The organism is Luteolibacter sp. Y139, from assembly GCF_038066715.1.
GTDB lineage: Bacteria > Verrucomicrobiota > Verrucomicrobiia > Verrucomicrobiales > Akkermansiaceae > Haloferula > Haloferula soli.
Genome location: NZ_JBBUKT010000003.1, coordinates 651,502 through 677,059, shown reverse-complemented (window position 1 = coordinate 677,059; position 25,558 = coordinate 651,502). Strand labels below are relative to the sequence as shown.

The following is a 25,558-nucleotide window of genomic DNA, read 5'->3' as shown; positions in this document are numbered from 1 at the left end:
CGGCCTACTCTTGTACGGCGATGTCGCTTCTCCGAGGACCGGTGAAATCGCAGAAAAAGGGCGATCCCGCAGTGAGCAGGAACGCCCTTCCGTCCAAGCCGAATTCCAACAGCCGCCTCAGTTCACCGAGAACCGGGCCCGCAGGAATTTACGGGAGCCATTGAGAGGGATCGCCGCGCGGAATTGCTGGGGCGTGTCCTCGAGCAGGATCACCCCGGCGCCAGCCCAGTCGTACAGGTTGCTCGAGCTTTCAGCGGTGATCGTGACATCCACGGCGTCCGCATTCCGCGGGACGGTGAGGATCAGCTGACCACCCTGCACCGTGCGGGTGAAGGTTGGCCGCTTGCTGCTATCGCGCGGATCAGTGCCGGTCGCGTATTCCACCAGGTTCGGCACGCCATCGCGGTCGTAGTCTTCCTCGCTGCCGGAGAGCGCCGGGGAGCCGGGGAATTGGGCGGCCTGCCATGCGGCGTAGCCACCGGTCGGCGGAGCGGTGACGGTGGCGGACTGGCGGATCGAGCCATTCGCTCCCACCGTGATGAAGGTGTTGTTGTAGAATACGGTGGCATTCCGGTCATCCTGGCCGGCGGTGGTCAGCGCACTCCAGTTCGCGCCGTCGGTGGAGATCAGGTTGATGTCCGCGTTGGCGTTGTCCTTGTCGACGCCGGCGGCGAAGTAGATGCCATTGCCATAAGCGAAGGCAGGGATCTGGCGGGTGCCGGTCTGGGTGGTGGTGAAGCTGGCGCCATTGTTGGTGGAGTGGCGGATCTTCGTGTACCAGCCGGAGGCGAGGAAGCGGTCGTTGCAGTACTGGACATCGTAGAAGCCGTGCCAACTCAGCAGCCCGGCGGCGGCGGAGGTATTGGTCCACGTGTTGCCATCCGGCGAGGTCAGCACGATGCCCGAGCCACCGTCATTGGCCGCGCCCACGGCGACGAAGCCGCCATTGCCGTAGGAAACGCCATTGATATTCACCGAGACGCCGGACGGAACCGGCGACCAGGTGGTGCCATTGGTGGATCGCCACAGCGCGCCGGCTTCGCCCACCGCGACGTAAACGCCGCCACCGAAAGCCACGTCTTTCAGCGATGATCCGGAGAAACTCCGGCGGGTCCAGGTGGTGCCATTCGGCGAGGTGTAGATCGCGCCCTTCCAACCGGCAGGCGCCGTAAAGTCATAGTCCTGGCCGACGACGACGAAATTGGTGCCGTCGTAGATGATTCCGTAGAGGTAGCCATTGGCCGCCATGCTGCCGCCGGTGGTCCAGTTGATGCCATCGGTGGAGATCCGGTAGGTGCCGGCGCTTTCTCCCACCGCGACGAGCTTGCCGCCGCCGAAGGCGATGTCGTTCAGGTGGGCAGTGGTGCCGGACGTGCGGGTGGTCCAGTTGTCCAACGGATCGGAGACAGTGATCGAATGACTGGCCACCGTCACGCCGCCGCGGGTGTCCGTGGTGATGAGGTCCACGGAATACGTGCCACCGGTCGGGAAGACATGGTAGGCGAACGAGCCCCCTGTTAGAGAAGTGCCATCCTTGAAGTCCCAGGCAAACGTGAGCGCGTCGCCATTCGGATCGCTGGTGGTGGAGGAGAAGAGCACGCCGGCCCGCGCATTCGCGGTAGCGGGGGCGCTGATGCTCGCGGTGGGTGCCGAGTTCGAGGGGTAGAAGCCATTGCTGCGCGAGGTCGCACCTGCCGCGCCGCTGGCGGTCAAATAACGGCCGCCACCGAAGGCCAGCGCGGGAGTCGAGGGGAAGCCGGTATAGCCACTCTCCTCCCATGACAATCCATCGACCGACACCAGCAGCACCGAGGTATTCGAGTCTGTCTTGTCGATCGCCGAGGCGACGATGCAGCCTTCACCGGCGACGATGTTGTTCACGTCGTAGTCGTGGTCGCCACGGATCGGCATCTCGGTCCAGGTCACGCCGCCATTCAGCGACGCGTGCATGCCGCTGTACCAACCGCCCGCGATGAATTTCCCGGCGGCGTAGATCACGCGGTCAAAGCTGTGCCAGCTCTGCAAGGTGTGACCCGAGCTGCGATCGGTCCAGGCAATGCCATCCGGCGAGGTGTAGACCGTGGTGCCGCCGACGGCGACGAAGACTCCGCCGCCATAGGCGATGCTGCTGAGCGAAGCGACGCCGGGCGCCGTTGACTGGGTCCAGGTTTGTCCGCCATTGGTCGAGCGCAGGATGGTGCCATCATCGCCGACTGCCACGAAGGCACCGGCACCCCACGCCACATCACGAAGCTCCGGAAGCAGGCCGAGGGTTCCCTGAGTCCAGTGGATGCCATCGGTGGAGGAATAGGTGGTCGCATGCCAATCGCCGCTGATCGAATCGAAGCCGGCGATCACATAGCGGCCATCGCCATAGGCCATGCCGCCGCTGTTGAAGTTCAGGGCCAGGTACTGCTCCTTCCAGGTTACGCCGTCGAAGGATCCATAGGCGTACTGGTTGCCGGTGACGATGAAGCGGCCGTTGAGGTAGGCGCTGCGGTTCACGGTGCGGCTGGCACCTACGCTCCCGGCGGTCCAGGTCGTGAGCGGATCGCTGACCGTGACGGCCTGCGTCTTCACGACCGTGCCGCCTTTCATGTCACTCACGGTCAGAGTCACCGTGTAGTTGCCGCCGACGAGCCAGAGATGGCTCACCGATGAGGCATTCGATGCGGTGCTGCCGTCGCCGAAGTCCCAGTTGTAGGCGAGCGTGTCGCCATTGCCGTCCGACGCCGAGGCGGAGAAGGTGGTGCTCGCGCGTGCGGCGATGCTGCCGGTGCCGGTCAGCGTGGCCGTCGGTGCGATGTTTCCGGGGAAAGGTCCGATCTGCACGTTCACATCGAGCCACTGGTTGGCTCCAGTGCCGCCGATGGCGAGCGGCGTGACGTAAACATTGGCGGTGGCGTCCGCGAAGGTGCGGCCGAGAGCGACGGCGGCGTCATTCTTTCCATCCGGCGTTCCCGGAGTGGTGTCGATCAGCCACGAACGCGACTCCGCAGGGCGCTGCCAGATCAGATAGGCACCCTTCTGGAATGAAGGCTGGGTCGGGATGCCGGGGCGATAGCCAACCCAGTAGTATTCGGCCGGTGAGGCGGCCTTCGTGATGCGGACGCCGCGCAGCGCACCGGTAGTGGCGCTGGAGTCAAAGCGGTAGATGCGCCGGGTGCCGGAACCGGTGGCAGTGGCGTCCTGCCACTGTGCAGCCGTGAGCCAGCCGAGCCGTTGTTTTCCCTGCATGTGGAAGTGGCCCTCCGGATCCGGGCCGCTGCCCATGATGTCGGTCTGGTCGCCGTATTCCACGCTGCTACCGGCGCCGGTCACGCTGCCATCGGAGGTCGCCCAGAAGCTCGAGTGGCCGATGCCGTAGTTGTGGCCGAACTCGTGGATGATGACGCCCGAGGCGATGGTGCCCTGCAGCCACTGGCTGCCGCCGCCCGCGAGGCCGGCATAGGTGAGGCCACTGCCCTGCATGCCGATGCTCGCGAAATGGACGACCACGATGTCGTAGCCATTGAGCGCGGTGGGCCCGGCCACGGCGAGGTAGGCGTTCCTCGCGTCGGTGTGGAGTTCGCTGTTTTTGTCCGGCGCGTAGGACGTCGAGGGCAGCGGCATGCGGACGGTGGTGGAGCTGACCGCCGCGGTGATGGTGGTCTTGCCGTAGGACATTTTCGTCAGCGAATCCGCCACGGCGGTATTCATGACCGATGCCAGGGCGGCTTGGGTCACGACCTGGCCGGGCACGTCGGAGAAATCCACGCGGATGCAGAAGACGGACTTGGGCGTCTCCGACCAAGCGTCCGCCTGAAGCTCGACCTCGGCCGAAGCTCCTTCCCAATTCACTCCGCCTTCAGCGGGTGATGGCAGGGCGAACACCACGTTTGAACCGCTCTTAGGCGAGATCGACTCATCAAGCTTGGCCATCTTTTGATTCGCATCCTCAAGCGAGGCGGTATCGGCGAAGAGGTAGCGCTTGCCCGCGGCCAAGGCAGTGACCGCGTGGTCGCCCAGCGCTTCACCGGTGGAGAAGTCACGGGCCGGATCCGGATTGCCGAGAGGCAGTGCAGCGTGGGCCGCGACTTCCTTCGAGGCGACTGGCACGAAGGCCTGCTCGTCGATCGCCGCGACCCCATCAAGAGTGATGCCGGCGAGCGGAGTGCCTTCCTTGGTCACCTGCTGCTGCCGCCGGCCAAAGACGGACGCCTGCCAGCTCTGGCCTTCCATTTCCAGAACACGCATCGGCTCGGCGGGGCCGCCTTCGACGCATACCGGCAAGACCCGCAGCGTCGCCATCGCCACGAAGGGCCGCTCATAGAGAGGCTTGAGCGGCTCCGGCAGCGCCTCGTATTCCGCCAGCGTGACTGCCTGCTCCAAGGCCTGCTTCGGGTCGGCCGCGATCCACTGGAGCATCCGCTCCTTGCGTTCCGTCGCCATCGTCACCGCCCGCTCCATGTCGGCAGCGGGGATTTCGCGCGCTTCGCGGTGATCGGCCAGCCACTGCGTCAGGGCAGGATCGGCTACTGAAGGACGGGACTTTGGCTTCTCAGCCTCCGCAGCCTTCGCGACCGGGGGAAGTGGCGGCGGGGCGGACGGCTTGAGCCACCAAAGGGCAACTCCGACCAAAAGAATCAACGGCAGTAGGATCGCAGGGAGGCGTCGCATGGCGCGCGCCATAAGCCACAAAGCTTAAGAAACGTCGATATTATTTAGAATTTTGAGTTCGCCATGTTTTGACGGATGCCGCTGGAAACCCGCGCCTTCCAACAGATTGCAGGGGCGTCCCTGAAAGAATCCGGGAAAGTTTTTTTAGAAACTTTGAACGTCTGAAAAACTGAAGGGTCTATGATCATGAAGACCACGCACTGCGTTGGTTTTCATGTAAGGGTGAACAGCACAAATCGCTTCCGCAGCCTACGGGTGTGGGCAGGAAATGATTCGGGCCGCCAGGGGTGGGACCTTGGCGGCCTACTCTTGTACTCTGGCAAGGTGAACTGTGGGGTGCATCGGCGCATTGGCGGATCAACCGATCTTCGCACGCTTCTCCCGGGCCGCTGTTCCAAGCTCCGCGAGAAGTTTGAAAAATTTCTCAGAAACTTTGAACGTCTGAAAACCTGAAGGGTCTATGACCATGAAGACCGCGCTCTGCGTGAGTTTTCATGTAAGGGTGAACAGCACAAAATCGCTTCCGCAGCCTACGGGTGTGGGCAGGAAATGATTCGGGCCGCCAGGGGTGGGACCTTGGCGGCCTACTCTTGTACGGTGATAGCGGCCCTTCAGGCGCTCGTGCGTGAACTCACTCCGTCACCTCAAGGCGAAGGAAACCAACGGTTTCCCATGAACGCAGGGACCGCGAGATGCGGTACAAGCTCGCCGAGCCATCACCATCGACGTTCGAGTTGAGCAGGCTCAGCGAGCCGGATCCTGGGCCGCCGTTGCTCACCGGGTAAAAGGTGGACCAGGTAATCAGGTCGGGCGACCACTGGTAGCCGATGTCAGGTGACCCGGAGTTGGATCGGCGGTAAACGAGGTCGAGGTAGGTTTGGCCATTGCGGAAGGCCAAGGTCGCGACCGGGAGGCCTTCAGGGGAGGGCAGCAGCGGCGAGGTGTCGAAGGCCCGTTCGAGTACATTTGCCAAACCGTCGCCATCGGCATCGGTCTCGGGGGAGAGGTTGCTCTCGTTGAGCCCCGCATTGAAGGCCCACTCCTGCCAATCGGTGCTGCCCATTCCGGGCAAGGTGACGGCCGCGGCGGCGCTGTCGCGCCATCCCCATTCATTGGAAACGCGCGCCCAGTAATAGGTGCCGGTCAGCGGCGATGGGAGCGTCAGAATGCTTCCTGTCGCGCCGGTGATCGGCCGCGAGGTGTCGCCGCTGCGGCCGCGATACCACTGGATGGTCGCGGGCACCGAAGAGTGGATCTCAAGGTCCAGCGAAGTCTCGCTGCCAGCCTGGGCATTGAGCGACACCGGCTGGCGGGTGATCAGCGGCTTCAGGTCGATGAAGAGGCTCTGGCTGCTTCCCGCGGCGGAGGAGGATACACCGGCGGCGATCATGACCGGGGTGCTGCGGCTCGTGAGATCGCCGGTGCCGAGCTGTCCCTGATCGTTTCGTCCCACGGTCCAGACCGTGCGGTCGAGCTTGACGATGCAGGTGTGATCGAATCCGCAGGACACCGAGGCAACGTCTTCCATGACCCGCACCGGCGCGGGTTGGGAGTTCTTGTTGCCGGTGCCGAGCATGCCGAATTCATTGCGGCCCACGGCCCAGAGCGACCGGTCGTTTTTAATGAAATGGCTGAATTGCCGGCCAGCGGAACAGGCGACCACGTCCCGGGCGACGAGGATCGGCTCGTAGGATATGGAGACGCTGCCGATCTGGCTGTAGCCGGTCGCCCAGAGAGTGCCATCGTTCTTGAGAAACAGGCTGTGTCCGGAGCCGGCGGCGACGTCGACGACACTGTCCGCCAGATGGACCGGCTGGCCGGGGTTGGAAGAGCTGCCATTGCCAAGCTGGCCATCGGAATTCCCGCCGTAGGCCCAGAGGCTGCCGTCGTTTTTGACGACCAGGCTGTGGAACGATCCTGCGGCGATCCGTGAAACCCCGCTGTTTACCTGTACGGGGGTGAAGCGGGGTGCGCTCGGGGCGCCGCTGTGCGCACCATAGTCATTGGTGCCGGTGGCCCACAGGGTGCCATCTTGCTTCAGGATGAGAGTGAAGCCTCCGGCAGACATGTCCGCGACTCCCGTCATGATCGGGATGGGCAGCAGGTTCTGATTGATGGAGGAACCGGTTCCGAGTTCCCCGGAGTAGCTCGTACCGGAACCCCACAGCGAGCCATCGGCCTTGAGGAAGAGACTGTGATCGATGCCGGCCGAGATCTTGACCACGTCGCGCATCGAGAGAACCGGCGTCCGGCGCTGCTGGGTGGTGCCATCGGCCAAGGGCCCGAAGGTATTGCGTCCCATGCCCGAGACCGTGCCCGGCACTCGCAGGGGAGCCATTGCGGTAGCCCCGTGGCTGTCGACCGTGCCGGCGAGATTGGTCACGCGCACCCAGACGGCGGGTGCCCCGCTGAGAGCGGACAAGCCGAGGACAGGACTGGTGGCTCCTGCCACTGGATTGGAGGTGTTTCCCGGCGTTCCCCGATACCATTGGTAGGAAAGCGCACCGCCGGTGGCCGCGACCGAATAGAGCGCCTGCGAACCGGTGAGCACGGAGTATTGGTCGGGCTCGATGGTGATGACTGGCTGCACGGCGACGGTGACCGTGACGGTGCGGCTGTTGGCGGTGCCGTAGGCATTTCCGACCCGCAGCCAGAACTTGGTCGTGACGGCCAGTGGCGCGGTTTGGAAAGAGGAGGAAGTCGCTCCGGCCAGAGGAGCGGACTGGTCTCCGGTTTCACCGGCAAACCACTGGTAGGTGAAAGGCCCGGGCCCGCCCGGCAACACGCTGAGAGTCGCCTGCTGGCCGGTCAGTATCACGGCATCGGCAGGCTGGCCGGCGAGTTCGGCACGGGCATCCATCCACCATGAGTGGGAGGATCCGGCGACCACTTTGGAAACGCCGGTGGCGGCGAGTCCGGGAAGGGTCGTGTTCGAGTTGTAATTGCCACCGAGCCGGCCACTGCCCGGGTAACCCATCGACCACATCGTGCCATCCGTCTTCACGAACAGGCTGTGGGAATTGCCCGCGGCGGCATCGACGACATTGGTGGCGAGCTGAAAGGCGGTGGGCCGATTGGTGGTGGTGCCATCGCCGAGCTGGCCGAAGAAATTGTACCCGGCAGCCCACAGGGTGCCGTTGTTCTTGATGAACAGGCTGTGATACTGGCCCGCGGACATCTTCCTGACGCCGGTAGCGACGAGCACCGGGGTCTCGCCGGTGACTTCCGGCCCATCGCCGATTTGGCCGTAGTTGTCGTAGCCGCGTCCCCACAAGCTGCCATCAGCCTTGATGAAATAGCGATCCCAACCGCCGCGGGCCCGGACCACGCCGGTGGCGACGAGGGTCCAATCAGGGACTTCGTAGTCGGTGCTCACCTGGGTCTGCCACAGGGTGCCATCCGTCCGCAGGATCTGGCTGGAGTAATTCGAGCACGAGATGTCGGCGACACCGGTGGCGACCTGGATGGGAGTCGTGCGACTGTAGTAACCACCTCCATCGCCAAGTTGGCCGCCGTCTGCCAAGCCCACGCCCCACAGGGTGCCATCGGTCTTCACAAACAAGCTGTGCGAATAGCCGGTGGCCACACGGGCGACACTGCTGGCAATCAGCACCGGCGTGTAGCGGTCGGTCGTGCTGCCGTCGCCGAGCTGGCCGTAGTAGTTTCGTCCGGTGGCGAACAGTTCGCCGGTAGCGGTGAGGATCAGGCCATGGTCGACGTTTGTGGTCATGTCGAGGATGCCCGACGCCACCTGGGCCGGTTGGGGAGTATTGGAAGGCACCCCGAGCTGGCCCCAGGAATTGTCCCCGCTGCCCATCAGGCGGCCGGTGGTGGCCGGGGTGACGGTTGCGGTGGCGGCGATGCTATCGCCGCTGCCGGACAGGTTCGTGACCCGGACCCAAAAGCTGGTGAGCGTGGACAGGGGCGGGGTGACCAGCATGGCGCCGGTCGCTCCGGCCACGGGAGCGGACGTGTCACCCGCGGGGCCGGCATACCATTGGTAGCCCAGGCCGGTGCCGGTGGCTGCGACGGTGAAGGTCGCGTTTTCCCCATATCCGACGGCCTGAGGCTGGGGCTGGGTGGTGACCACCGGTTGGGTTTCGGCATTCGCCGGGACCACGGCGGCGCTGTCCTTGCTGCCGTAGGCATTGGTGATCCGCACCCAATGCGGCTGGCCGATGGAAGCAGCCGGGACTGCGTAAACGGAAGTCACGGCACCTGCGATCGGCTGGGTGGTATCGCCGGCCGCTCCTGTGAACCACTGGTAGGAAAAGGGCCCGGGGCCGGCGACCACCACGCGGAGAACCAGCCCGTCATTCACGAGGCTGGCCACCGGGGCGTCCTGGCCGGTGATCTGCGGGGTGGCATCCAGGAAGTAACTGAAGCTTCCCCCGGCGGCCATGCCGGAGACACCGCTCGCGATGGGAACGGGAAGAGTGCGGGTGACCGTGGTGCCATCGCCCAGTTGGCCCTGCGGATTCCACCCCATGCCCCACAGCGAGTTGTCGTCCTTGAGGAACAGGCAGTGATCCTGCTGGGTGGAAATGCCGCGAACTCCCGTGGTGCAGACCGATGGGGTCGTGGTGCTGGTGGTGCTCCCGATGCCAAGTTGACCGGAGCCATTGTAGCCGGTCCCCATCAGCGTGCCATCCTGCTTCAGGATCAGGGTGTACACCGGGCCGGCGGCGACGCGGGAGATGCCGGTCGCGACAGAGACAGGGCCTTGCCAAACCACGGTGTTGTTTCCATTGCCGAGCTGGCCGTGGTCGTTTTGTCCCATGGCCCACAGGGAGCCGTCCGACTTGATGAACATGGCGTGGCGGCCGCCGGAGGTCACATTCACCACGCCGTCCGCGATCTTCACCGGTGAGTAGCGAGGGATCGTGGTGCCGTCCCCGAGTTCTCCGCCGTAGTTACTGCCCATGCCCCACAGCGAGCCGTTGGTCCGGATGAAGAAGGTCTTGTAGCCGCCGGCTGCGATCCGGGCGACGCCTCCCGTGATCTTTTTCGGCGTGCCGCGGCTGATTCCGGTGCCATCGCCAAGCTGACCGTCGTTGTTGCTGCCAGCCGCCCACAAGCTTCCGTCCGCCGTCAGGAAGATCGTGTGTTCGTCGCCCGCAGCGATCTGCATCACCCCGGTGAGGGTCACGGGGACCGGGTTATAACGATGGGTGCTGGTGCCGTCGCCGAGCTGGGCGGAACTGTTTCCGCCGAGCCCCCACAGGCTGCCGTCGGACTTGATGAAATGGGCGTGATAGCGTCCCCCTACGACCCGGACGACGTCGCGGACCAAGGAGACCGGCGTGCTCACTGCCTGATTCCGGACGAAGCCGGTGCCCTTCAGGGTGGCTGGGACCATCGGGGCCACGGTGATGTCAGCGGCCGGGCTATTGACGGCACCGTCGGCGTTGGAAACCCGGACCCAGAACGAACTGTCGGCGGCGAGCGGCAGGCTCAGCATCAGCGGACCGACGGCACCGAGTACCGGTGAAGAGAGATTGCCGCTTTGTCCCTTATACCACTGATATGACAAGTTCGAACCGCTGGCAGTTACGGAGAGGACAGCATTGTCTCCGAACTCCACCTGCTGATCCTGAGGTTCCGCGGAAAGCACCGGCGGCGCTGCCTGAAGCGGCAGGGAAGCAAGACACAGCAGGGAAAAAAGAAGGCGCATGATCGGATGAGACCGGCACCCTAGGTCTCCGGCCAAGGATGGGAAGAGCGTTTTGGTGGCGGAAAGTGCCTGTGTTTGCGGATGACCGGAACACAACTCCACATGTTAGGGATTTGAGCCGGAAAAAATGGAACGGAGGCCTGATCACATCAGGCGCTCGCGCAGGGCCTCGGACGGCATCGAACAGGCATCGCCCTTGCCGAACCACCTGTGGCGGCGGGCGGCGATGAAATCGTAGGCCCAGTCCCGCAGCGGACGGGGAATGCAGCGGCCCAGCGCGGAAAGGATCCGCCAGCCGGTGCCGAGTTCGCGCATCGCCCGCAGGATGGCAGCCGAGCGGGAGAAGACCTGGCCGTCTACTTCGACCAGCGCGGTATTCAGGGCTCCAGTGCCGGCCTTTTCCTCCATCTGCTGGCCCCGCGGGCTCTGGAGTTTCACGAACCGGAAGCGCCGCCGTGGGTCGTGCTCCGCCAGAAAGCGGATGCTCTTGCTGCACATCAGGCAGTCGCCGTCGAATGCCACCACGATGAAATCGTCGCCGTCCACGGGCGGAAGTTAGCACCATCGTGGTGTGAGGAAATCCTAGGCTGGATCATTTGCTTCGGATTGGATGCGCAGCGTGACGCCGAATCTGCACCATCTCGAGCTGTTCTATCATGTCGCGCGCAATGGCGGTATCACTGCGGCCTCCCGCAGCATGCCCTACGGCATCCAGCAGCCGGCGATCAGCGGGCAGATCACGCTATTGGAAAACGATCTCGGTGTGCGGCTGTTCCAGCGGCGGCCCTTCAAGCTGACGGCGGAGGGGCGCGAGCTGTACGAGTTCCTCGCGCCCTTCTTCAGCGCGCTGCCGGACATGGCGGCGAAGGTGGCCGGGAAAGCGTCGCGGCGGCTGCGTCTGGCGGCGCCGGCCACCATCATCCGTCGGCATCTTCCCGATGTGCTCGCGTCAGTGCGCAAGGCCCGGCCAGACTTGGAGCTGACGCTGGTCGATGCCGATCAGCGGGCCGGTTTCGCCTTGCTAGAGGCTGAACAGGTCGATCTGGCTGTCTGTGAGTTGGAAGGCCGGGCGCCTGCGGGTATCCGCACCGAGGTGCTGATTTCCATGCCGCTCGTTTTGCTGCTGCCGGAATCCTACCAGGTCGCACGCTCAGGCATGCATGGGATGGCGGTGGATTTGCCGCTGATCCGTCCGCCCTCGGACACGGCGATGAGCCGGTTGTTTGCGAAGGGGCTGGCCAAGGCGCGGCTCGAGTGGCCGTCGCGGATCGAGGTGAACTCGCTGGAACTCGTCCACGCCTATGTCGCCGGTGGTTTCGGCGCGGGACTCAGCGTGAAGGCACCGGGCCTCACCGCTCCGAAGGGCACTCGTGCCTGGCAGATTCCGGATTGCCCCGAGTTGACCATCGCGGCCGCATGGAGGGGCAAGCTCTCGCCATTGGCGGAACTGGTGCTCGCAGGCCTTCGCAAGCGGGCGAAGGCTGGCTAGGCGGATGGACTCAGTCGCGGCCGAACATGCGGCGCAACTCGGCCGCTTCCTTGACCTTCGGTCGCTGGTTGCGGCTGGGAGTTTGGGCCACGGCGGCGGACTCTTTTTTCGGCTTCGAGCGTTCGCGCTGTGGAGCGTCGAGGTCGCCGAACCATGCAAGGCAGATACGGTGCTTCATTGGGGGGAGGGACGAGTGAACGAGAGTCACCCTAAACACATCTCGCCATGACTTCAAGTACGCGATTGCGTAACCTACGATTTTGTCACCAAGTCGCCGAGCCGTAGCCCTGCGATGTAGTGGATCTGCCGGAGCGCCTCTGCGATTTCTGCCGCCGCGTCGTGTTCCAGCCGCCGCTCGAAGGCCGCGAGAATGCCCGGTCGGTCGGTCAGGCGCACGCAGATCACGAAGGGGAAGCCGAAGCGCTCGCGGTAGCGGGTATTCAGGTCGGTGAAGCGTTCGAATTCCGCATCGGAGAGCCGGTCGAGGCCGAGACCCGCCTGTTCGCGGGTCGACTCGGCACTCAGGGCACCGGCGCGGGCGAGCTTGCCGGCCAGATCCGGGTGGGCGCGGATCAGCGCGAGTTTTGCGGATTCGTCCGCATTTTCCACCGCGGCGCGCATCCGGTCCGCCAAGTGCTCTTTCCCGGAAAAAGGGCGCTCACCCGCGGTCTGCTCCGCGACCCACGGCGAGTGCTCGTAGATGCCGCCGAGGCAGGCGACGAAGTCCGCCTTTGGCATCGCATTCAACGCATCGACCGTTAGAGTCCTCACTTCGACACCATCCTTACTCCCTCCACCCGTGGCAACGCTCGAATCCAATCGCTATGGCAAGTTCCGGGTCCGCGTGATGAAAGTCCTGCGGCACGATGACTCGCATCACGACGTCTGCGAGCTCGAGGCCGACGTGCTTCTCCACGGTGACTTGGCGGGTTCCTACCTCTCCGATGACAACTCATCGATCGTGCCCACGGACACGGTGAAGAACACCATCCACTTCCTGGCGCATGATCATTTGGAAACCTGCCGGACGAGCTTCGCGAAGATCATCGTGGAGCATTTCCTTGGAAAGTATCCGCATCTCTCTGGCGTCGAGGTCGAGCTGCGCGAGCGGAAGTGGGAACGGATGACGATCAATGGCAGTCCGCACCCGCATGCGTTCACTCACGCCGCGAATGGTGAGCCATTCTCGCGGGCGACTTTCTTCCGCGGGCAAGCTCCGAAGCTCACCTCGGGCATACGCGGGCATCTGGTGATGAAGAGCACGCAATCCGGCTTTGCCGACTACAACGTCTGCGAACTCACCACGCTGCCCCCGACCACCGACCGCGTCTTTGCCACGCGCCTGACAGCGGAGTGGGAGTTCGCGGATCTAACAGCGGGTTTCATCGCCGCGGATACGGAGGTTCTTGCCGCAGCGCATGAGGTGTTCGCCACGACCTACAGTCCCTCGGTCCAGCGCACGCTCTATCAGATCGGCGAGCTCGCCTTGGAGCGCGTGCCGGAGATCTCGCGGATCGAGCTGAAGATGCCGAATGTCCATTTCCTCGGGCTCGATCTCACGAAGCTCGGCCGGCCCGGGCAAAGCTGCGTGCTGCTTCCCACGGATGAACCGCACGGAGAAATCGAGGCGGTCATTGCGCGATGAATCCCTGGCAGGAAATCGCCCGCTTCACGGAAACCGGCAACGACGTCATCGTCGTGACCGTGGCCGCCGCGCGTGGCAGTGTGCCGGGTGAAGCGGGAGCAAAGATGCTCGTCACCCGCGATGGCCTGCAAAGCGGCACTGTCGGCGGCGGGCGAATCGAAGCGCGTGCGCTTGCCGAGGCGGCGGAACTACTAGGTTCATCCGAGGAATTTACCCGCCTTGTCTGCTGGAATCTCCAGCGCGATATCGGCATGACCTGTGGCGGGGAGATGACGCTGCTGTTCGAGCGCGTGGCGGCCAAGCCGCCTTGGCATCTCGTCATTTTCGGTGCGGGTCACATCGTGCAATCGCTGGTGCCGGTGCTGCTGCCGCTTTCATGCCATATTGATGTAATCGACACGCGAGCTGATTGGCTCTCGCGATTGCCGGTGGCGAAGAACCTCGCGACTCACCCCGTGGCTTCTTTTGAAGATGGCGTCGGATTGGTCACCGGACAGTCGTTCGTGCTGTCGATCACCAAAGGTCACGCCAGTGACGTGCCGGTGCTGCGCGACGTGCTGGCCCGCTATCCCGGTATTCCATTTCTGGGAGTGATTGGCAGCGCGTCGAAACGCGCGGCCTTGCTGCGGGACCTGAGGACGGAGGCAGTCGCGGAAGGTTTGTTAGATAGAATCACCTGCCCGCTCGGCCTGCCGATCGGTGGAAACGATCCGCACGAGATCGCGATCAGCATCGCCGCCCAACTGCTTGAGCGGCGATCAATGCCTCAAGCGTAGATCTTCTCGTAATACTCCGTCACCATGCGGTCGGAGTCGAAGAAGGGCACCACCTCGTTCATCGAGTTCAGCACCAGCTTCCACCAGCCGTCCGGGTTGCCGTAGTAGAGCGGCAGGACCTTCTGCTCCATGGCGTCGTAGAAGCCGAGCAGGTCGTGGCGATCGCGTGCTTCCGGGTCGAGGCTCGGGTCGGCAGGTGGGATGATGAAGCTGTTGTGGCCGTCCTTGGAGAACTCGCAGACCCAGCCGTCGTAGGTGGTGAGGTTGATCGCAGAGTTCATCGCGGCGGTCATGCCGGAAGTGCCGGAAGCTTCGCGGGTGACCACCGGGTTGTTCAGCCAGATGTCGGCGCCGTATTTCAATTGGCGCGAGAGCTCGAGCTCGTAGCCCACGAGCACGGCCACGTTCGGGAAGTCCTTCGTCGTCTGGACCAGATGGTTGAAAGTCTCGATCGCGCCGAAGTCGAAGGGATACGGCTTGCCGGCCCAGATGACCTGCACCGGCCGCTCGTTGTTGTTCACCAGCGAGCGGAAGAGACGGATATCGCGGGTGATGAGGTCGGGACGCTTGTAGCCGGCGAAGCGGCGGGCCCACACGATCGTCAGCACATCGGGATTGAAGAGCTTGCCGGTTTGATTCGCGACCGTCTGGAAAAGATTCGCCTTCAGCTCGCGCTTGCGGGTCTTCAGCGTTTCGATGTCGCCCTCAAGGCGCGATCCCTCGAGTCCCTTGTCTTTCCAGAAACGTCCGTTCTGTGCATTGGTGACGTGAGTGATGGGGCAAATGTTCGGGTAGTGCTCCCACATCTTGCGGGAGACGTCGCCGTGGAGCTTGGAAACCGCGTTCGACAGGTGGCTCAGGCGTAGCGCAGCGAGCGAGTGATTGAAGACCTCGCCATCGATGCCGGTGATGCCGCGGATGGTGTCCATCGACACGTTTCCAAAGAAGGTGAAGTCGTGGAGCAACTTGAAGTCATGCTTCTCATTGCCCGCTTCCTCGGGAGTGTGGGTGGTGAAGACGAAGCGCTTCTTCACTTCGTCCACGCTGCCGGTCCGCTCGAAGACGCGGAAGGCGGCAGACAGGCCGTGGGCTTCATTGAGGTGCCAGACTTCAGGATCCACACCGAGTTCCTCAAGCAGGCGCGCGCCGCCGGCACCGAGGATGATGTACTGGGCGATGCGGCGCAGCGGGTCGTTGTCGTAGAGCCGGTGCGTGATCGCACGGGAGAGGTGGTCATTCTCGTCCAGATCCGTGGTCAGGAAGAACATCGGAATGGTGCCGAAGACATCTCCGGGCAGGAACATCGCCTTCACCCACACCGGATGGCCGTGGACAGGCACTTGGAACTTGATGCCGGTGTCCTGCAGGAAGGCGTACTGCTTCTTGCGGAATTGGACCGCCATCTCGCGTTCTTCGCCTCGCGCTTGGTCGTAGTAACCATAGGTCCACAGCATGCCGATGCCACATACGTTCTGACGGAGGGCGGCGGCGGAGCGCATGTGCGAGCCGGCGAGGAAGCCGAGACCGCCCGAGTAGATCTTGAAGATCTGGTCGATGGCGAATTCGCAGGAGAAATAGACAGCGCTCTTCGAGAACTTGGGGTCGATCTCGTAGGAATGGGAAAACGGTTTCGGGAGAAAGGATCCGGACATGGGTGCTACGGGCTGGAAAAGGAAATGTCGCTGAAGGCGTGGCGGTTTGGGGGGCGGCGACCGCCGTTAGGGTTGGCCAATCGGGCGGCTTTGTCGAGCCGGGACGGGACCATGAGGAATCAGTAATGGATCAGGCGATTCTCCAGAAGTCCCGCTCATGGGTGTGACAGGGGCCTCCCACGGGGTGGCACGACGAGTGCGTGCGTGGATTTACCATGTCGCTCGCGTCTGCAGGGAAAATGGGCGGCTGGGGCCGCATGACCGGGGTCTTCCTCTGGTGGGTGCTGGCACATTTCACAACCTGCACTGCCCAGGAATCGAAAACGCCGCGTGAGGTCGTCGCCGAGGCGGCCGTGCTCATGGACGTGGACCAGCAGAAGACCTTGGTCGAAACCCTGGCCACGGCGAACGCGGACGAAGTGGTCCCGCTGCTCACAAAGTGGAAGGAGAGCGAAATTTTCCAATATCAGGACGCCGCCGGGAACAATCTCGCCGTGCTGATCGATGGCGAGGCGGATGGTGACGAAAAATTCGCACTCGTGGCGCTCGCCACTGGCAAACCGGTCACGGCGGACGATGGCAAGCCGGTGCGGGTGAGCAAGGACGACCTCTCCGTGGCCGACACCGATTCCTCGCTGCGTCGCGTGATGAAGGGCGTGACGGACCGCCTCGCACTTTCCTCGCCGGACGTCGCCAAGCGGATGCGGGCCGTGCAGGATACTGGTCTTGAGCAGGATATCGCGAAGCTGCCGCTGCTGGAGCAGCTCGCCGCCACCGAGAAAAATGGCAAGGTGAAGGCCGCGCTGGCCGAAGCCATCGCATTCTTGAAGTTGCACTCCGAGGATGTGGCGGTCCGCGAAGCCGCGGTGACTGACCTCGGCAAAATGGCTTCGATCGGCGCGAAGGATGTCATCAAGGCGACCCGCGACGAAGCGGAGAAAGCGGGTCAGGCCAGTCTCGTGACCGCCTGCGACAAGGCACAGGCCGATATCGCTTCTCACGTTTCCTTCGTGAACTCCGCCGGCACCCTTTTTCGAGGGTTATCGCTCGGCAGCGTGCTGCTGGTCGTGGCAATCGGCCTTGCGATCACCTTCGGCCTGATGGGGGTGATCAATATGGCGCACGGTGAACTCATCGTCGTGGGAGCCTACACGACCTACCTGATCCAGAATTTCTTCGCGGCTGGCATTCACATGTCGCCGTTTGGCATCCCGGTCAATATTCCCGGGTTGAACCTGACCGGGAACGCGTGGAGCCTCTATTTCCTCGTTGCCATTCCGGCCAGCTTCCTTGCAGCTGCGGGGGTGGGCCTGCTGCTGGAACGCGGCATCATCCGGTTTCTCTACAAGCGTCCGCTAGAGTCGCTGCTCGCGACCTGGGGAGTGTCGATGGTTCTCCAGCAGCTCTTCCGCCTGATCTTCGGCGCGAACAACGTGCAGGTGGATAGTCCCGCCTACCTGTCCGGAAACTGGACCGTGAACGACATCGTCTTCGGCTGGAACCGGGTGTTCGTGATCGGCTTCGCGGTGCTCATCATCTTCCTGACCTGGGCCACGCTCAATAAAACCTCGCTCGGCCTGCTGATCCGGGCCGTGATGCAGAACCGCGGGATGGCCGCCTGCATGGGGATTCGCACGGAGCGGGTGAACATGATGACCTTCGCCTTCGGCAGCGGCCTGGCCGGTCTCGCCGGAGCCTTCCTTTCCCAGCTCGGAAACGTCGGCCCGAACCTTGGTCAGAACTACATCGTGGACTCCTTCATGACCGTCGTCGTGGGCGGTGTGGGAAATATCTTCGGCACGGTGATCAGTGCGCTCGGCATCGGCATGGCCGATCAATCGCTTCAGCAGATCCTGCGTGATCCCGTCACCGGCAAGATCCTCGTGCTCGGTGCCATCATTCTTTTCCTCCAGTGGAAGCCCTCGGGCCTCTTCGCCACCCGCTCCCGCAGCCTCGACTGATGAATACTTCTCTAAACGGCAAGGTCCCCACCATTGCTCTCGCGGCCATCGCGCTATTCCTCGTGGTTGGAATGCCGGTGCTCAATGCCTCCGGCGGGGTTACCGACTTCACGCTGAATACCTGGGGCAAGTATCTTTGCTACGCCATCCTCGCCATCTCGGTGGACTTGTTGTGGGGCTACACCGGTCTGCTTTGCCTCGGCCAATCGCTGTTCTTCGCGCTCGGTGGCTACATGCTCGGCATGCACCTGATGCTGATGATCGGGCCCGACCCGGTGTACAAGAGTGCGCTTCCAGACTTCATGGACTTCATGGGACGAAAGGAACTGCCTGGCTTCTGGGAGCCTTTCCACTCCTTCCCGTTCGCGGCACTGATGATCTTCCTGATGCCCGGGCTGCTTGCCGGGATCTTCGGCTACCTCGCCTTCCGTTCGCGCATCAAGGGTGTCTATTTCTCCATCCTCACCCAGGCACTGACCTACGGTGCCGCGCTGATGTTCTTCCGCAATGAGCTCTTCATGGGTGGGAACAATGGCTTCACCGACTTCCGCAGCATCCTCGGCGCGGACGTCCGCAGCCCGGAGACGAAGCGCATGCTCTACATCGCCTCGGCGATCACGCTGACGCTCGTCTTTGTCTTCTGCAAGTGGCTGACCACGTCCCGCTACGGCCTGATTCAGCGCGCCATCCGCGATAGCGAGAACCGCGTGCTCTTCTCCGGCTACTCGGCGGCGAACTTCAAGCTCTTCGTTTTCGTCATCAGTGCGATGATCGCGGCAATCGGGGGTGCGCTCTATGTGCCGCAAGTCGGCATCATCAATCCCAGCGAGATGATGACCGAAAAGTCGCTCGAGGCCGTCGTGTGGGTGGCGGTTGGTGGCCGCGGCACCCTTATCGGTCCGATCATTGGCGCGATCCTGGTGAACTTCCTGAAGAGCTGGGCGACGACCAAGTTCCCCGATTTCTGGCTCATCATCATGGGTGGCAGCTTTGTGCTCGTTGTCCTGTTCCTGCCGAAGGGGATCGTCGGCATTCCCGCCCAGATCCGCGAGATCATGGCCCGTCGCCAAGGCATTAAGGCTGCCGCCGCCGAAGAAGCACTCCTCACCTCCGCCGCGAAGACCAAATGAGCATGCAGCCCTACCTCCTGGCCGCGGAGGGACTGAACAAGTCCTTCTCCGGATTCCAGGCGATCCGCGATCTGAACTTCGCCCTCGAGAAGGGCGAGCTGCGCACCGTCATCGGTCCGAATGGCGCGGGCAAGACCACTTTCCTCGACCTCATCACCGGCCGCACCAAGCCGGACACCGGCACGCTTCACTTCGAGCAGACGCACGATCTGCTGAAGATGAACGAGTATCAGATCTATCGCCTCGGGATCGGCCGGAAATTCCAGACGCCGACCGTGTATGTCGATCACACGGTGCGCGAGAACCTGCTGCTCTCGCTTGCCGGCTCGCGCGGCATCCTTCACTCGCTCTTCGGCCGCGTGAAGAAGGAGCAGGAGGCGCGGATGGATGAGATCCTGCACACCATCAAGCTCACCGAACGGGCCCACACCAAGGCTGGCTCGCTTGCCCACGGCCAGAAGCAGTGGCTGGAGATCGGCATGCTCCTCGCGCAGGACGCAAAGCTATTGCTGGTCGATGAACCCGCCGCCGGCATGACCGATGAGGAAACGCATCGCACTGGCGAGCTGCTTCTCTCGCTCGCCGGCAAGCACACCATCGTCGTCATCGAGCATGACATGACCTTCGTCCGGCAGATCTCGCAGGGCGGGATCGTCACCGTGCTCCACCAGGGCAATGTCCTCTGTGAAGGCTCGGTGGACAAGGTGCAGAGCGATGAGCGCGTGATCGAGGTCTATCTCGGTCGCAAGAAGAAGGCCGCCTGAAGTACCATGACTGCCGTAGCCACCGAAACCCCGACTCTTTCCGTCAGCGACCTGTCCGTCTCGATCGGCGGCAGCCGCATCCTGCGCGGCGTCAGCCTGGAGATCCGGCCGAAGACCGTCTTCTGCCTGATGGGCCGCAATGGTGTCGGCAAGACGACCACGCTCAAGGCCATCACCGGCCTGATGTCTGCCGACATCGGCACCGTTTCCTTGGAGGGCGAAACGATCTCACGCTTCAGCCCCGAGAAACGCGCGCTCAAGGGCCTCGGCTTTGTGCCACAGGGTCGGGAAATTTTCCCGCAGCTCACGGTGGAGGAAAATCTCTACGTCGGCACCATCGCCCGCGGCCGCAAACCGAAGAAGGAGGAAGTCGATCGGGTCTTCACGCTCTTTCCCATTATCAAGGAATTCCTGCCGCGCAAGGGCGGCATGCTCTCCGGTGGGCAGCAACAGCAACTCGCGATCGGGCGTGCCCTGCTGACCCGGCCGAAGCTGCTCATCCTCGATGAACCGACAGAGGGCATCCAACCGAACATCATCGATCAGATCGGCGAGGCCATCAAGATGCTGCGCGACGAGGGCGAGATGGCGATCCTGCTGGTCGAGCAGTACCTGGACTTCTGCAAGGAACTCGGCGACGACTTCTGCATCCTCGAACGCGGTCGCGTTGCCGCCAATGGCCCGATGACCGGCCTCAGCGATGAACTCATCAAGGAATACCTCACCGTCTGATCATGATCCGCGAAACCCTTCGCAAGCTGCTGCCCGGCTTGTTTGCCATTCTGCCCACCATCGCCGCCGCCCATCCGGGCCATTATCATCCGCCTGGTGAGGAAGATGAGTTTGAACAGCTCCGGGCGGATTGGCTGCACTTGCACGGCTCGTTCGAAATTTCACTGGCGATCGTGGTGGTCACGTCGGTGGTACTGTTCCATCTCACCAAGAGCCGCAAGGTCCGCATCGGTGCGGCCGTCGCTTTTGGCGGTTCGCTCGCCCTGCTCGCCGCATCCTGAGCCATGCACCTGTCCCCGCGCGAACAGGAGAAGCTGCTGGTGGTCGTGGCTGCGGATCTCGCACGTCGGCGCCGTGATCGCGGCGTGAAGCTGAATTATCCCGAGGTCGTCGCCCTGATCACGGCCGAGATTTTCGAAGGTGCCCGCGATGGCAAGTCGGTGGCGGAACTCATGAGCTACGGCACTACGCTCGTCACCCGCGACGAGGTCATGGAGGGCGTTGCCGAGATGATCCACGACATCCAGGTGGAGGCCACCTTTCCTGACGGCACCAAGCTGGTCACCGTTCACCATCCTGTCCGATGATCCCCGGAGAAGTCATCACGCCCGACGGCGTTATCGAGATCAACGAAGGTCTCGCGAAGCTGAAGCTCGCGGTGGCGAATACCGGCGATCGTCCGGTGCAGGTCGGCAGCCACTTCCATTTCGCGGAGGTGAATGAGGCGCTCGAGTTTGATCGCGCCGCTGCCCGTGGCTTCCGCTTGGACATCCCGGCGGGCACGGCGATCCGCTTCGAGCCCGGCGACACGCGTGAAGTGCCTCTGGTCGCCTTCGCTGGCGAGCGCAGGATCTACGGCCTTAACAACAAGGTGAACGGCAAGCTCGACGCATGAACCAAACCCGCGCCAACTATGCTGGTACCTTCGGCCCCACCGTGGGCGACCGCGTGCGTCTCGCCGACACCGAGCTCTTCATCGAAGTCGAACGCGACTTCGTCGCGGAGAAAGGCGGCTATGGCAACGAGGTGAAATTTGGCGGTGGCAAGGTGATCCGCGATGGCATGGCCCAGTCGCCGCTCGCGTGCGATGCCGATTGCCTCGACCTCGTCATCACGAATGCCCTCGTCCTGGATGCCGCGCACGGCGTGATCAAAGCCGACATTGGCATCAAGCACGGCCGCATCGTCGGCCTCGGCCACGCGGGAAATCCTCTGCTGCAAGATGGCATCGACATGGTCATCGGCGCGGGCACTGAGGTCATCGCGGGTGAAGGCTGCATTGTCACCGCCGGCGGCATCGACACGCACATCCATTTCATCTGCCCACAGCAGATCGAGCATGCGATCGCGAGCGGCGTGACCACGCTTATCGGCGGCGGCACCGGACCGGCGCATGGCACCTATGCCACCACTTGCACTCCCGGGAAATGGAACATCCGCCGGATGCTGGAAGCAGCGGAAGCGTTCCCGATCAATCTCGGTTTCCTCGGCAAGGGCAACTGCTCCTCGCCCGAGCCGCTGCGCGAGCAAGTGTTCGCCGGTGCCATCGGCCTGAAGCTTCACGAAGACTGGGGCACCACGCCCGCGGCGATCGATACCTGCCTCGGTGTCGCGGATGAACTGGACGTCCAGGTCGCGATTCACACGGATACCTTGAACGAGGCAGGCTTCGTCGAAAGCACGCTCGCCGCCTTCAAAGGTCGAACGATCCACACCTATCACTCCGAAGGTGCCGGTGGCGGTCACGCGCCGGACATCATTCGCGTTTGTGGTGAGGCCAACGTGTTGCCCTCGTCCACCAATCCGACGCGGCCCTTCACCGTGAACACGATCGATGAGCACCTCGACATGCTCATGGTCTGCCACCACCTCGACTCGCGGATTCCCGAGGACGTCGCCTTCGCCGAAAGCCGTATCCGCCCCGAGACCATCGCCGCGGAAGATCTGCTCCACGACCTCGGCGCGATCTCGATGATGTCCTCTGATTCGCAGGCCATGGGCCGCATCGGCGAGGTCATCACCCGCACGTGGCAGACGGCGCATAAGATGAAGGTGCAGTTCGGCCCGCTCGAAGGACCATCGCATCCGGCTGCCGACAATTTCCGGGCGCTGCGCTACGTCGCGAAGTACACGATCTGTCCTGCGCTGACCCACGGCATCGCGCATGAAGTTGGCAGCATTGAAGTCGGGAAGCTGGCCGACATTGTGATCTGGAAGCCCGCCTTCTTCGGCGTGAAGCCCGAGACCATCCTTAAGGGCGGCCTCATCGCGTGGGCGAACATGGGCGACCCGAATGCCTCCATCCCTACGCCGCAGCCGATGATGTATCGCCCCCAATTCGGCGCATTCGGCAAGGCGATCCGCTCGACCTCACTCACCTTTGTAAGCCAGGCCGCGCTGGATTCCGGTTCACTCGATGACCTCGGCCTGCAGAAGCAGCTTGTCGCCGTGAAAGGCTGCCGCTCTGTCACCAAGGCGGACCTGCCTTTCAACGACGCCATGCCGAAGATCACCGTCGATCCCGAGACCTATACGGTCACCGCCGACGGCCGCGAGCTGCGCTGCGGACCCATGGCCGAGCTGCCAATGGCGCAGCGCTATTTCTTGTTCTGACCCTTCGTCTAGCAGAAGGCTCCCGGCTTCGTCGTCTCCACCGCCGAGGGGCACTCTTCCAGCGTGCGCCGGATGCGCTCGTGGGTGCGGGCGATCATGTCAGCCTCGTCGCGCAAGCCTCCGAGGATTTCCTGCAAGCGCTGGCCGGGCTGATCCTTGGCATCTTCCGGCGTCTTTCGCTCGAGAGGATCGGAAACCAGTCCGAGGATTTCCGCATGGACCTGATAGAGCGATGTGTAGGCGTTTAGAATGGCAGCATGGGATTTGTTCCGCGCGCTTTCCAAACGATCCAGGCGCGTGGGATCGCGCGAGGTCAGGATTTCACCGAGCCCTTCTTCCCGGGCACGGATGCCGGTGATCTCGCGGCAGACTTCCGCACAAATGCCGTCCACGCCCTTCTCCACCTCCTGCGAGAAGACGGCCAGGTGTTTGCTGTGATGGACCTCCTTCTCGATCTTCTGTTTGAGAGAAAGGAAGCGGCCGAGACCTTGGGCATACTGGGGCAAGCCCTTCGACGTTAGATTGCCGATGATGCGCTTCAGTTCCTGATCCTGCTCCGCGTTGCTTTCGCCGATCAATTCACGCACGCTGGCGGCATCCACGGCAGGACGCTGCTTGTTCCAATAGCGGAACACCAAAGCGGCCGTCACTCCCAGGAGCAGGACGAAGCCCGCCATGCCCGCCTCCAGCGCGAAACCCACTGCACCTGCGATGAGCAGGGGCACCCATGTCGACGGCGAACGAAGCATCATTTCCCGGCTCCGGTCCCGAATCCGGCCCTCATCCATCGGGAAGGTGGGGGCCACCGAGAAGAGCGTTGAAGAGTCCATGCCTGAGTTCCTCCTTTGGCGGAGAGGTTAGGAGATGGCATGGAGGCAGGCGATTACATACGGCCATCAACTTCGGAGCCGGACAGGTTGCCGAAACCGCTCTTAGAGCGGCTTGGCCGGCTCGATTTTCGGCAAAGGAAGCTCCCGTTGCTGCTGTGGCGGGGCGAAGCGTGGGTCTTCACGGGCGGGCAGGTATTGCCCGGTCTTTTGATCCAGCAGAAAAATCTCCTGATCGGAGAGGCGGATGTAGCCCTGTAATTGCACGGCGACCTTCGGATTCCTCACGGGAGTGATGGTGAAGGGTAGCCGCTTTTCCTCCTTCACGAACATGGGCGCTTGGAACTCAAGCTGGTGGCTGTTGATAGGCCCCACGCGAGAGAAGCGACCGCTCATGGAGTTCACTTTCCCGTAGATTTCCACGGCGACCTTTCCCTTGGCGAGGTCTTCAGGGGTAGGCTGGGCTTGTGGCGGCGCCGCATGCAGCAGCGTCGTGACGGCGACGAGTGCGAGGATGGATGATGTCGTTTTCATGAGATGGATGGAATGGTAGAAGAAAGGGTTGGAGCTTGTGAGCGGCGGCGGAGGACCAGTTCCGCCACGGCAGCATTGCCGAGAATGCTGAGCCAGAGAGAGATCGCGTAGTTCTTCTCCTCCGCCATCCCGGCCAAGAGGAAGGCGAGATGATAGACGCGGAAGGTGATGGCGCTGGCCGCGTAGGCGAAGGAGCGCGTCATCCACTCGCGGTGGGCGATGAGATCGCGAGTCCCGCCGATCATCGAGGTCACCCCGCGGAGCGTGGTGTGAAAGGTCACCGCGCCTAACAGGAGGAAGCCGAGTTTTCCCGCGAGGCCGCCCTTGGCGAAAAAGGCGAGGTAAATGCCGGTAGGGGAGAGGACGAACAAGACGCTGGCCGCATAGATCCGGCCACACCAGCGGTGCAGTGCCGGGATGCGGCGAAGCAGCTTGCGGGAGAACTGGGGCAGGACGGAAAGCAGGCACACAATCCCTGCCACGACGTGAACGTAGAGACAGACGATCCACAGCGGCTGGCGCCCGATCTCACCCTTCTGTTCCACGAAGATCCCTTCGCCGCCGGGACCGAAGTCGCTGAGCGAGTTCTGTGTAATGAGCAGCGCTCCGGCAAGCAGCGCCACCCAGCCGATCCAGCGGATCACGGTGGACATGCCGGCATCATGCCGCAGCCGGTCCGGGCGCGCTGTAAAGGCCGCGTAAATTCAGACGCTCACTTCACCACCGGCTTGCCTGCCTTTTGCCAGGCGGTGATGCCGCCATCCAAGTCGTAGACGGTGAAGCCGGCCTCGCGCAGCTGCTTGGCAGCCTTGGCGCTGCGGCCGCCGGACTTGCAATAGACAAGGACCGGCTTCTTCGGGTCGAGCTCTGCCTTGGCTTTTTCGACAAAGCCTTCCTTCGAGAGGGTGACCAGCTTGGCTTTTTCGAGGTGGCCTTCCTTCCACTCATCCGGCGTGCGAACGTCCAGGATCTGAACGCCGTCGGTGATCTGCTTTTCCGCCTGCTCGATTTTCACAGGGGCGGGTTCGTCCGCGGCGTGGAGGGGCGTGGCGAGGGCGAGGCAGGCGAGGACGGCGGCGAGCTTCATGCCCTGAACATGGGC

The 25,558-nt window shown here is 63.1% G+C and carries 21 protein-coding genes; 11 read left to right on the top strand and 10 right to left on the bottom strand.

Annotated elements, in window-relative coordinates:
- Window positions 1–117: 117 nt before the first annotated feature.
- The 3 genes from WKV53_RS11115 to WKV53_RS11105 form a co-directional block, all read right to left on the bottom strand.
- Window positions 118–4,659, bottom strand: a complete 4,542-nt coding sequence (locus WKV53_RS11115; protein ID WP_341404657.1) for a PKD domain-containing protein — start codon at window positions 4,657–4,659, stop codon at window positions 118–120.
- Between the two features lie 631 nt (window positions 4,660–5,290).
- On the bottom strand, window positions 5,291–10,333 hold the full coding sequence (locus tag WKV53_RS11110) for an RCC1 domain-containing protein (RefSeq protein ID WP_341404656.1): 5,043 nt from the start codon (window positions 10,331–10,333) through the stop codon (window positions 5,291–5,293).
- 144 nt (window positions 10,334–10,477) lie between these two features.
- The gene (locus WKV53_RS11105; protein WP_341404655.1) at window positions 10,478–10,879 is read right to left on the bottom strand and encodes a thiol-disulfide oxidoreductase DCC family protein; all 402 of its coding nucleotides are present in this window, start codon (window positions 10,877–10,879) and stop codon (window positions 10,478–10,480) included.
- Between the two features lie 64 nt (window positions 10,880–10,943).
- On the opposite strand from WKV53_RS11105, the gene WKV53_RS11100 reads away from it, so the two are divergent.
- Entirely contained in the window at window positions 10,944–11,822 is an 879-nt protein-coding gene (locus WKV53_RS11100; RefSeq protein ID WP_341404654.1) for a LysR family transcriptional regulator, read from the top strand.
- A gap of 10 nt (window positions 11,823–11,832) precedes the next feature.
- Here WKV53_RS11100 and WKV53_RS11095 read toward each other — a convergent pair whose 3' ends face one another.
- Complete coding sequence (locus tag WKV53_RS11095; protein ID WP_341404653.1) at window positions 11,833–12,000, bottom strand: hypothetical protein; 168 nt, start codon at window positions 11,998–12,000, stop codon at window positions 11,833–11,835.
- Between the two features lie 74 nt (window positions 12,001–12,074).
- Entirely contained in the window at window positions 12,075–12,560 is a 486-nt protein-coding gene (uraD, locus tag WKV53_RS11090) for a 2-oxo-4-hydroxy-4-carboxy-5-ureidoimidazoline decarboxylase (protein ID WP_345789653.1), read from the bottom strand.
- A gap of 61 nt (window positions 12,561–12,621) precedes the next feature.
- Here uraD and pucL point away from each other — a divergent pair, with 61 nt between their 5' ends.
- Window positions 12,622–13,467 carry a factor-independent urate hydroxylase gene (gene pucL / locus WKV53_RS11085; protein WP_341404651.1) on the top strand — a complete coding sequence of 282 codons (846 nt, stop codon included), beginning with the start codon at window positions 12,622–12,624 and terminating at the stop codon, window positions 13,465–13,467.
- Window positions 13,464–14,243 carry a xanthine dehydrogenase accessory protein XdhC gene (xdhC, locus tag WKV53_RS11080; protein WP_341404650.1) on the top strand — a complete coding sequence of 260 codons (780 nt, stop codon included), beginning with the start codon at window positions 13,464–13,466 and terminating at the stop codon, window positions 14,241–14,243. Before pucL ends, xdhC begins: the two co-directional genes overlap by 4 nt.
- Here xdhC and glgP read toward each other — a convergent pair.
- The gene (glgP, locus tag WKV53_RS11075; RefSeq protein WP_341404649.1) at window positions 14,234–15,895 is read right to left on the bottom strand and encodes an alpha-glucan family phosphorylase; all 1,662 of its coding nucleotides are present in this window, start codon (window positions 15,893–15,895) and stop codon (window positions 14,234–14,236) included. The genes xdhC and glgP overlap by 10 nt on opposite strands.
- Before the next feature lie 215 nt (window positions 15,896–16,110).
- Between glgP and urtB the strand changes: the two genes are divergently transcribed.
- The 8 genes from urtB to ureC are packed head-to-tail and all read left to right on the top strand — an operon-like array spanning window position 16,111 to window position 23,095.
- Window positions 16,111–17,856 (top strand): urea ABC transporter permease subunit UrtB, encoded by a 1,746-nt coding sequence (gene urtB / locus WKV53_RS11070; protein WP_341404648.1) that lies wholly within the window; start codon window positions 16,111–16,113, stop codon window positions 17,854–17,856.
- A complete protein-coding gene (gene urtC / locus WKV53_RS11065; protein ID WP_341404647.1) occupies window positions 17,856–18,986 on the top strand; it encodes an urea ABC transporter permease subunit UrtC in 1,131 nt (376 codons plus the stop codon). The genes urtB and urtC overlap by 1 nt, the downstream gene beginning before the upstream one ends.
- Window positions 18,983–19,750 carry an urea ABC transporter ATP-binding protein UrtD gene (gene urtD / locus WKV53_RS11060; protein WP_345789651.1) on the top strand — a complete coding sequence of 256 codons (768 nt, stop codon included), beginning with the start codon at window positions 18,983–18,985 and terminating at the stop codon, window positions 19,748–19,750. Before urtC ends, urtD begins: the two co-directional genes overlap by 4 nt.
- Before the next feature lie 6 nt (window positions 19,751–19,756).
- On the top strand, window positions 19,757–20,482 hold the full coding sequence (gene urtE / locus WKV53_RS11055; protein ID WP_341404645.1) for an urea ABC transporter ATP-binding subunit UrtE: 726 nt from the start codon (window positions 19,757–19,759) through the stop codon (window positions 20,480–20,482).
- 2 nt (window positions 20,483–20,484) lie between these two features.
- Window positions 20,485–20,763 carry a hypothetical protein gene (locus tag WKV53_RS11050; protein WP_341404644.1) on the top strand — a complete coding sequence of 93 codons (279 nt, stop codon included), beginning with the start codon at window positions 20,485–20,487 and terminating at the stop codon, window positions 20,761–20,763.
- A 3-nt stretch (window positions 20,764–20,766) separates the two neighbouring features.
- Window positions 20,767–21,069 (top strand): urease subunit gamma, encoded by a 303-nt coding sequence (locus tag WKV53_RS11045; protein WP_341404643.1) that lies wholly within the window; start codon window positions 20,767–20,769, stop codon window positions 21,067–21,069.
- Complete coding sequence (locus WKV53_RS11040) at window positions 21,066–21,377, top strand: urease subunit beta (protein WP_341404642.1); 312 nt, start codon at window positions 21,066–21,068, stop codon at window positions 21,375–21,377. Before WKV53_RS11045 ends, WKV53_RS11040 begins: the two co-directional genes overlap by 4 nt.
- Complete coding sequence (gene ureC, locus WKV53_RS11035) at window positions 21,374–23,095, top strand: urease subunit alpha (protein ID WP_341404641.1); 1,722 nt, start codon at window positions 21,374–21,376, stop codon at window positions 23,093–23,095. Before WKV53_RS11040 ends, ureC begins: the two co-directional genes overlap by 4 nt.
- 8 nt (window positions 23,096–23,103) lie before the next feature.
- Here ureC and WKV53_RS11030 read toward each other — a convergent pair whose 3' ends face one another.
- From WKV53_RS11030 to WKV53_RS11015, 4 genes are all read right to left on the bottom strand, one after another.
- The gene (locus WKV53_RS11030; protein ID WP_341404640.1) at window positions 23,104–23,925 is read right to left on the bottom strand and encodes a hypothetical protein; all 822 of its coding nucleotides are present in this window, start codon (window positions 23,923–23,925) and stop codon (window positions 23,104–23,106) included.
- Window positions 23,926–24,027: 102 nt separating this feature from the next.
- Window positions 24,028–24,456: a hypothetical protein gene (locus WKV53_RS11025; protein ID WP_341404639.1), complete on the bottom strand. Its 429-nt coding sequence runs from the start codon at window positions 24,454–24,456 to the stop codon at window positions 24,028–24,030.
- Window positions 24,453–25,109: a DUF2306 domain-containing protein gene (locus WKV53_RS11020; protein ID WP_341404638.1), complete on the bottom strand. Its 657-nt coding sequence runs from the start codon at window positions 25,107–25,109 to the stop codon at window positions 24,453–24,455. Before WKV53_RS11020 ends, WKV53_RS11025 begins: the two co-directional genes overlap by 4 nt.
- A gap of 59 nt (window positions 25,110–25,168) precedes the next feature.
- Window positions 25,169–25,543 carry a rhodanese-like domain-containing protein gene (locus WKV53_RS11015; RefSeq protein ID WP_341404637.1) on the bottom strand — a complete coding sequence of 125 codons (375 nt, stop codon included), beginning with the start codon at window positions 25,541–25,543 and terminating at the stop codon, window positions 25,169–25,171.
- Window positions 25,544–25,558 lie beyond the last annotated feature (15 nt).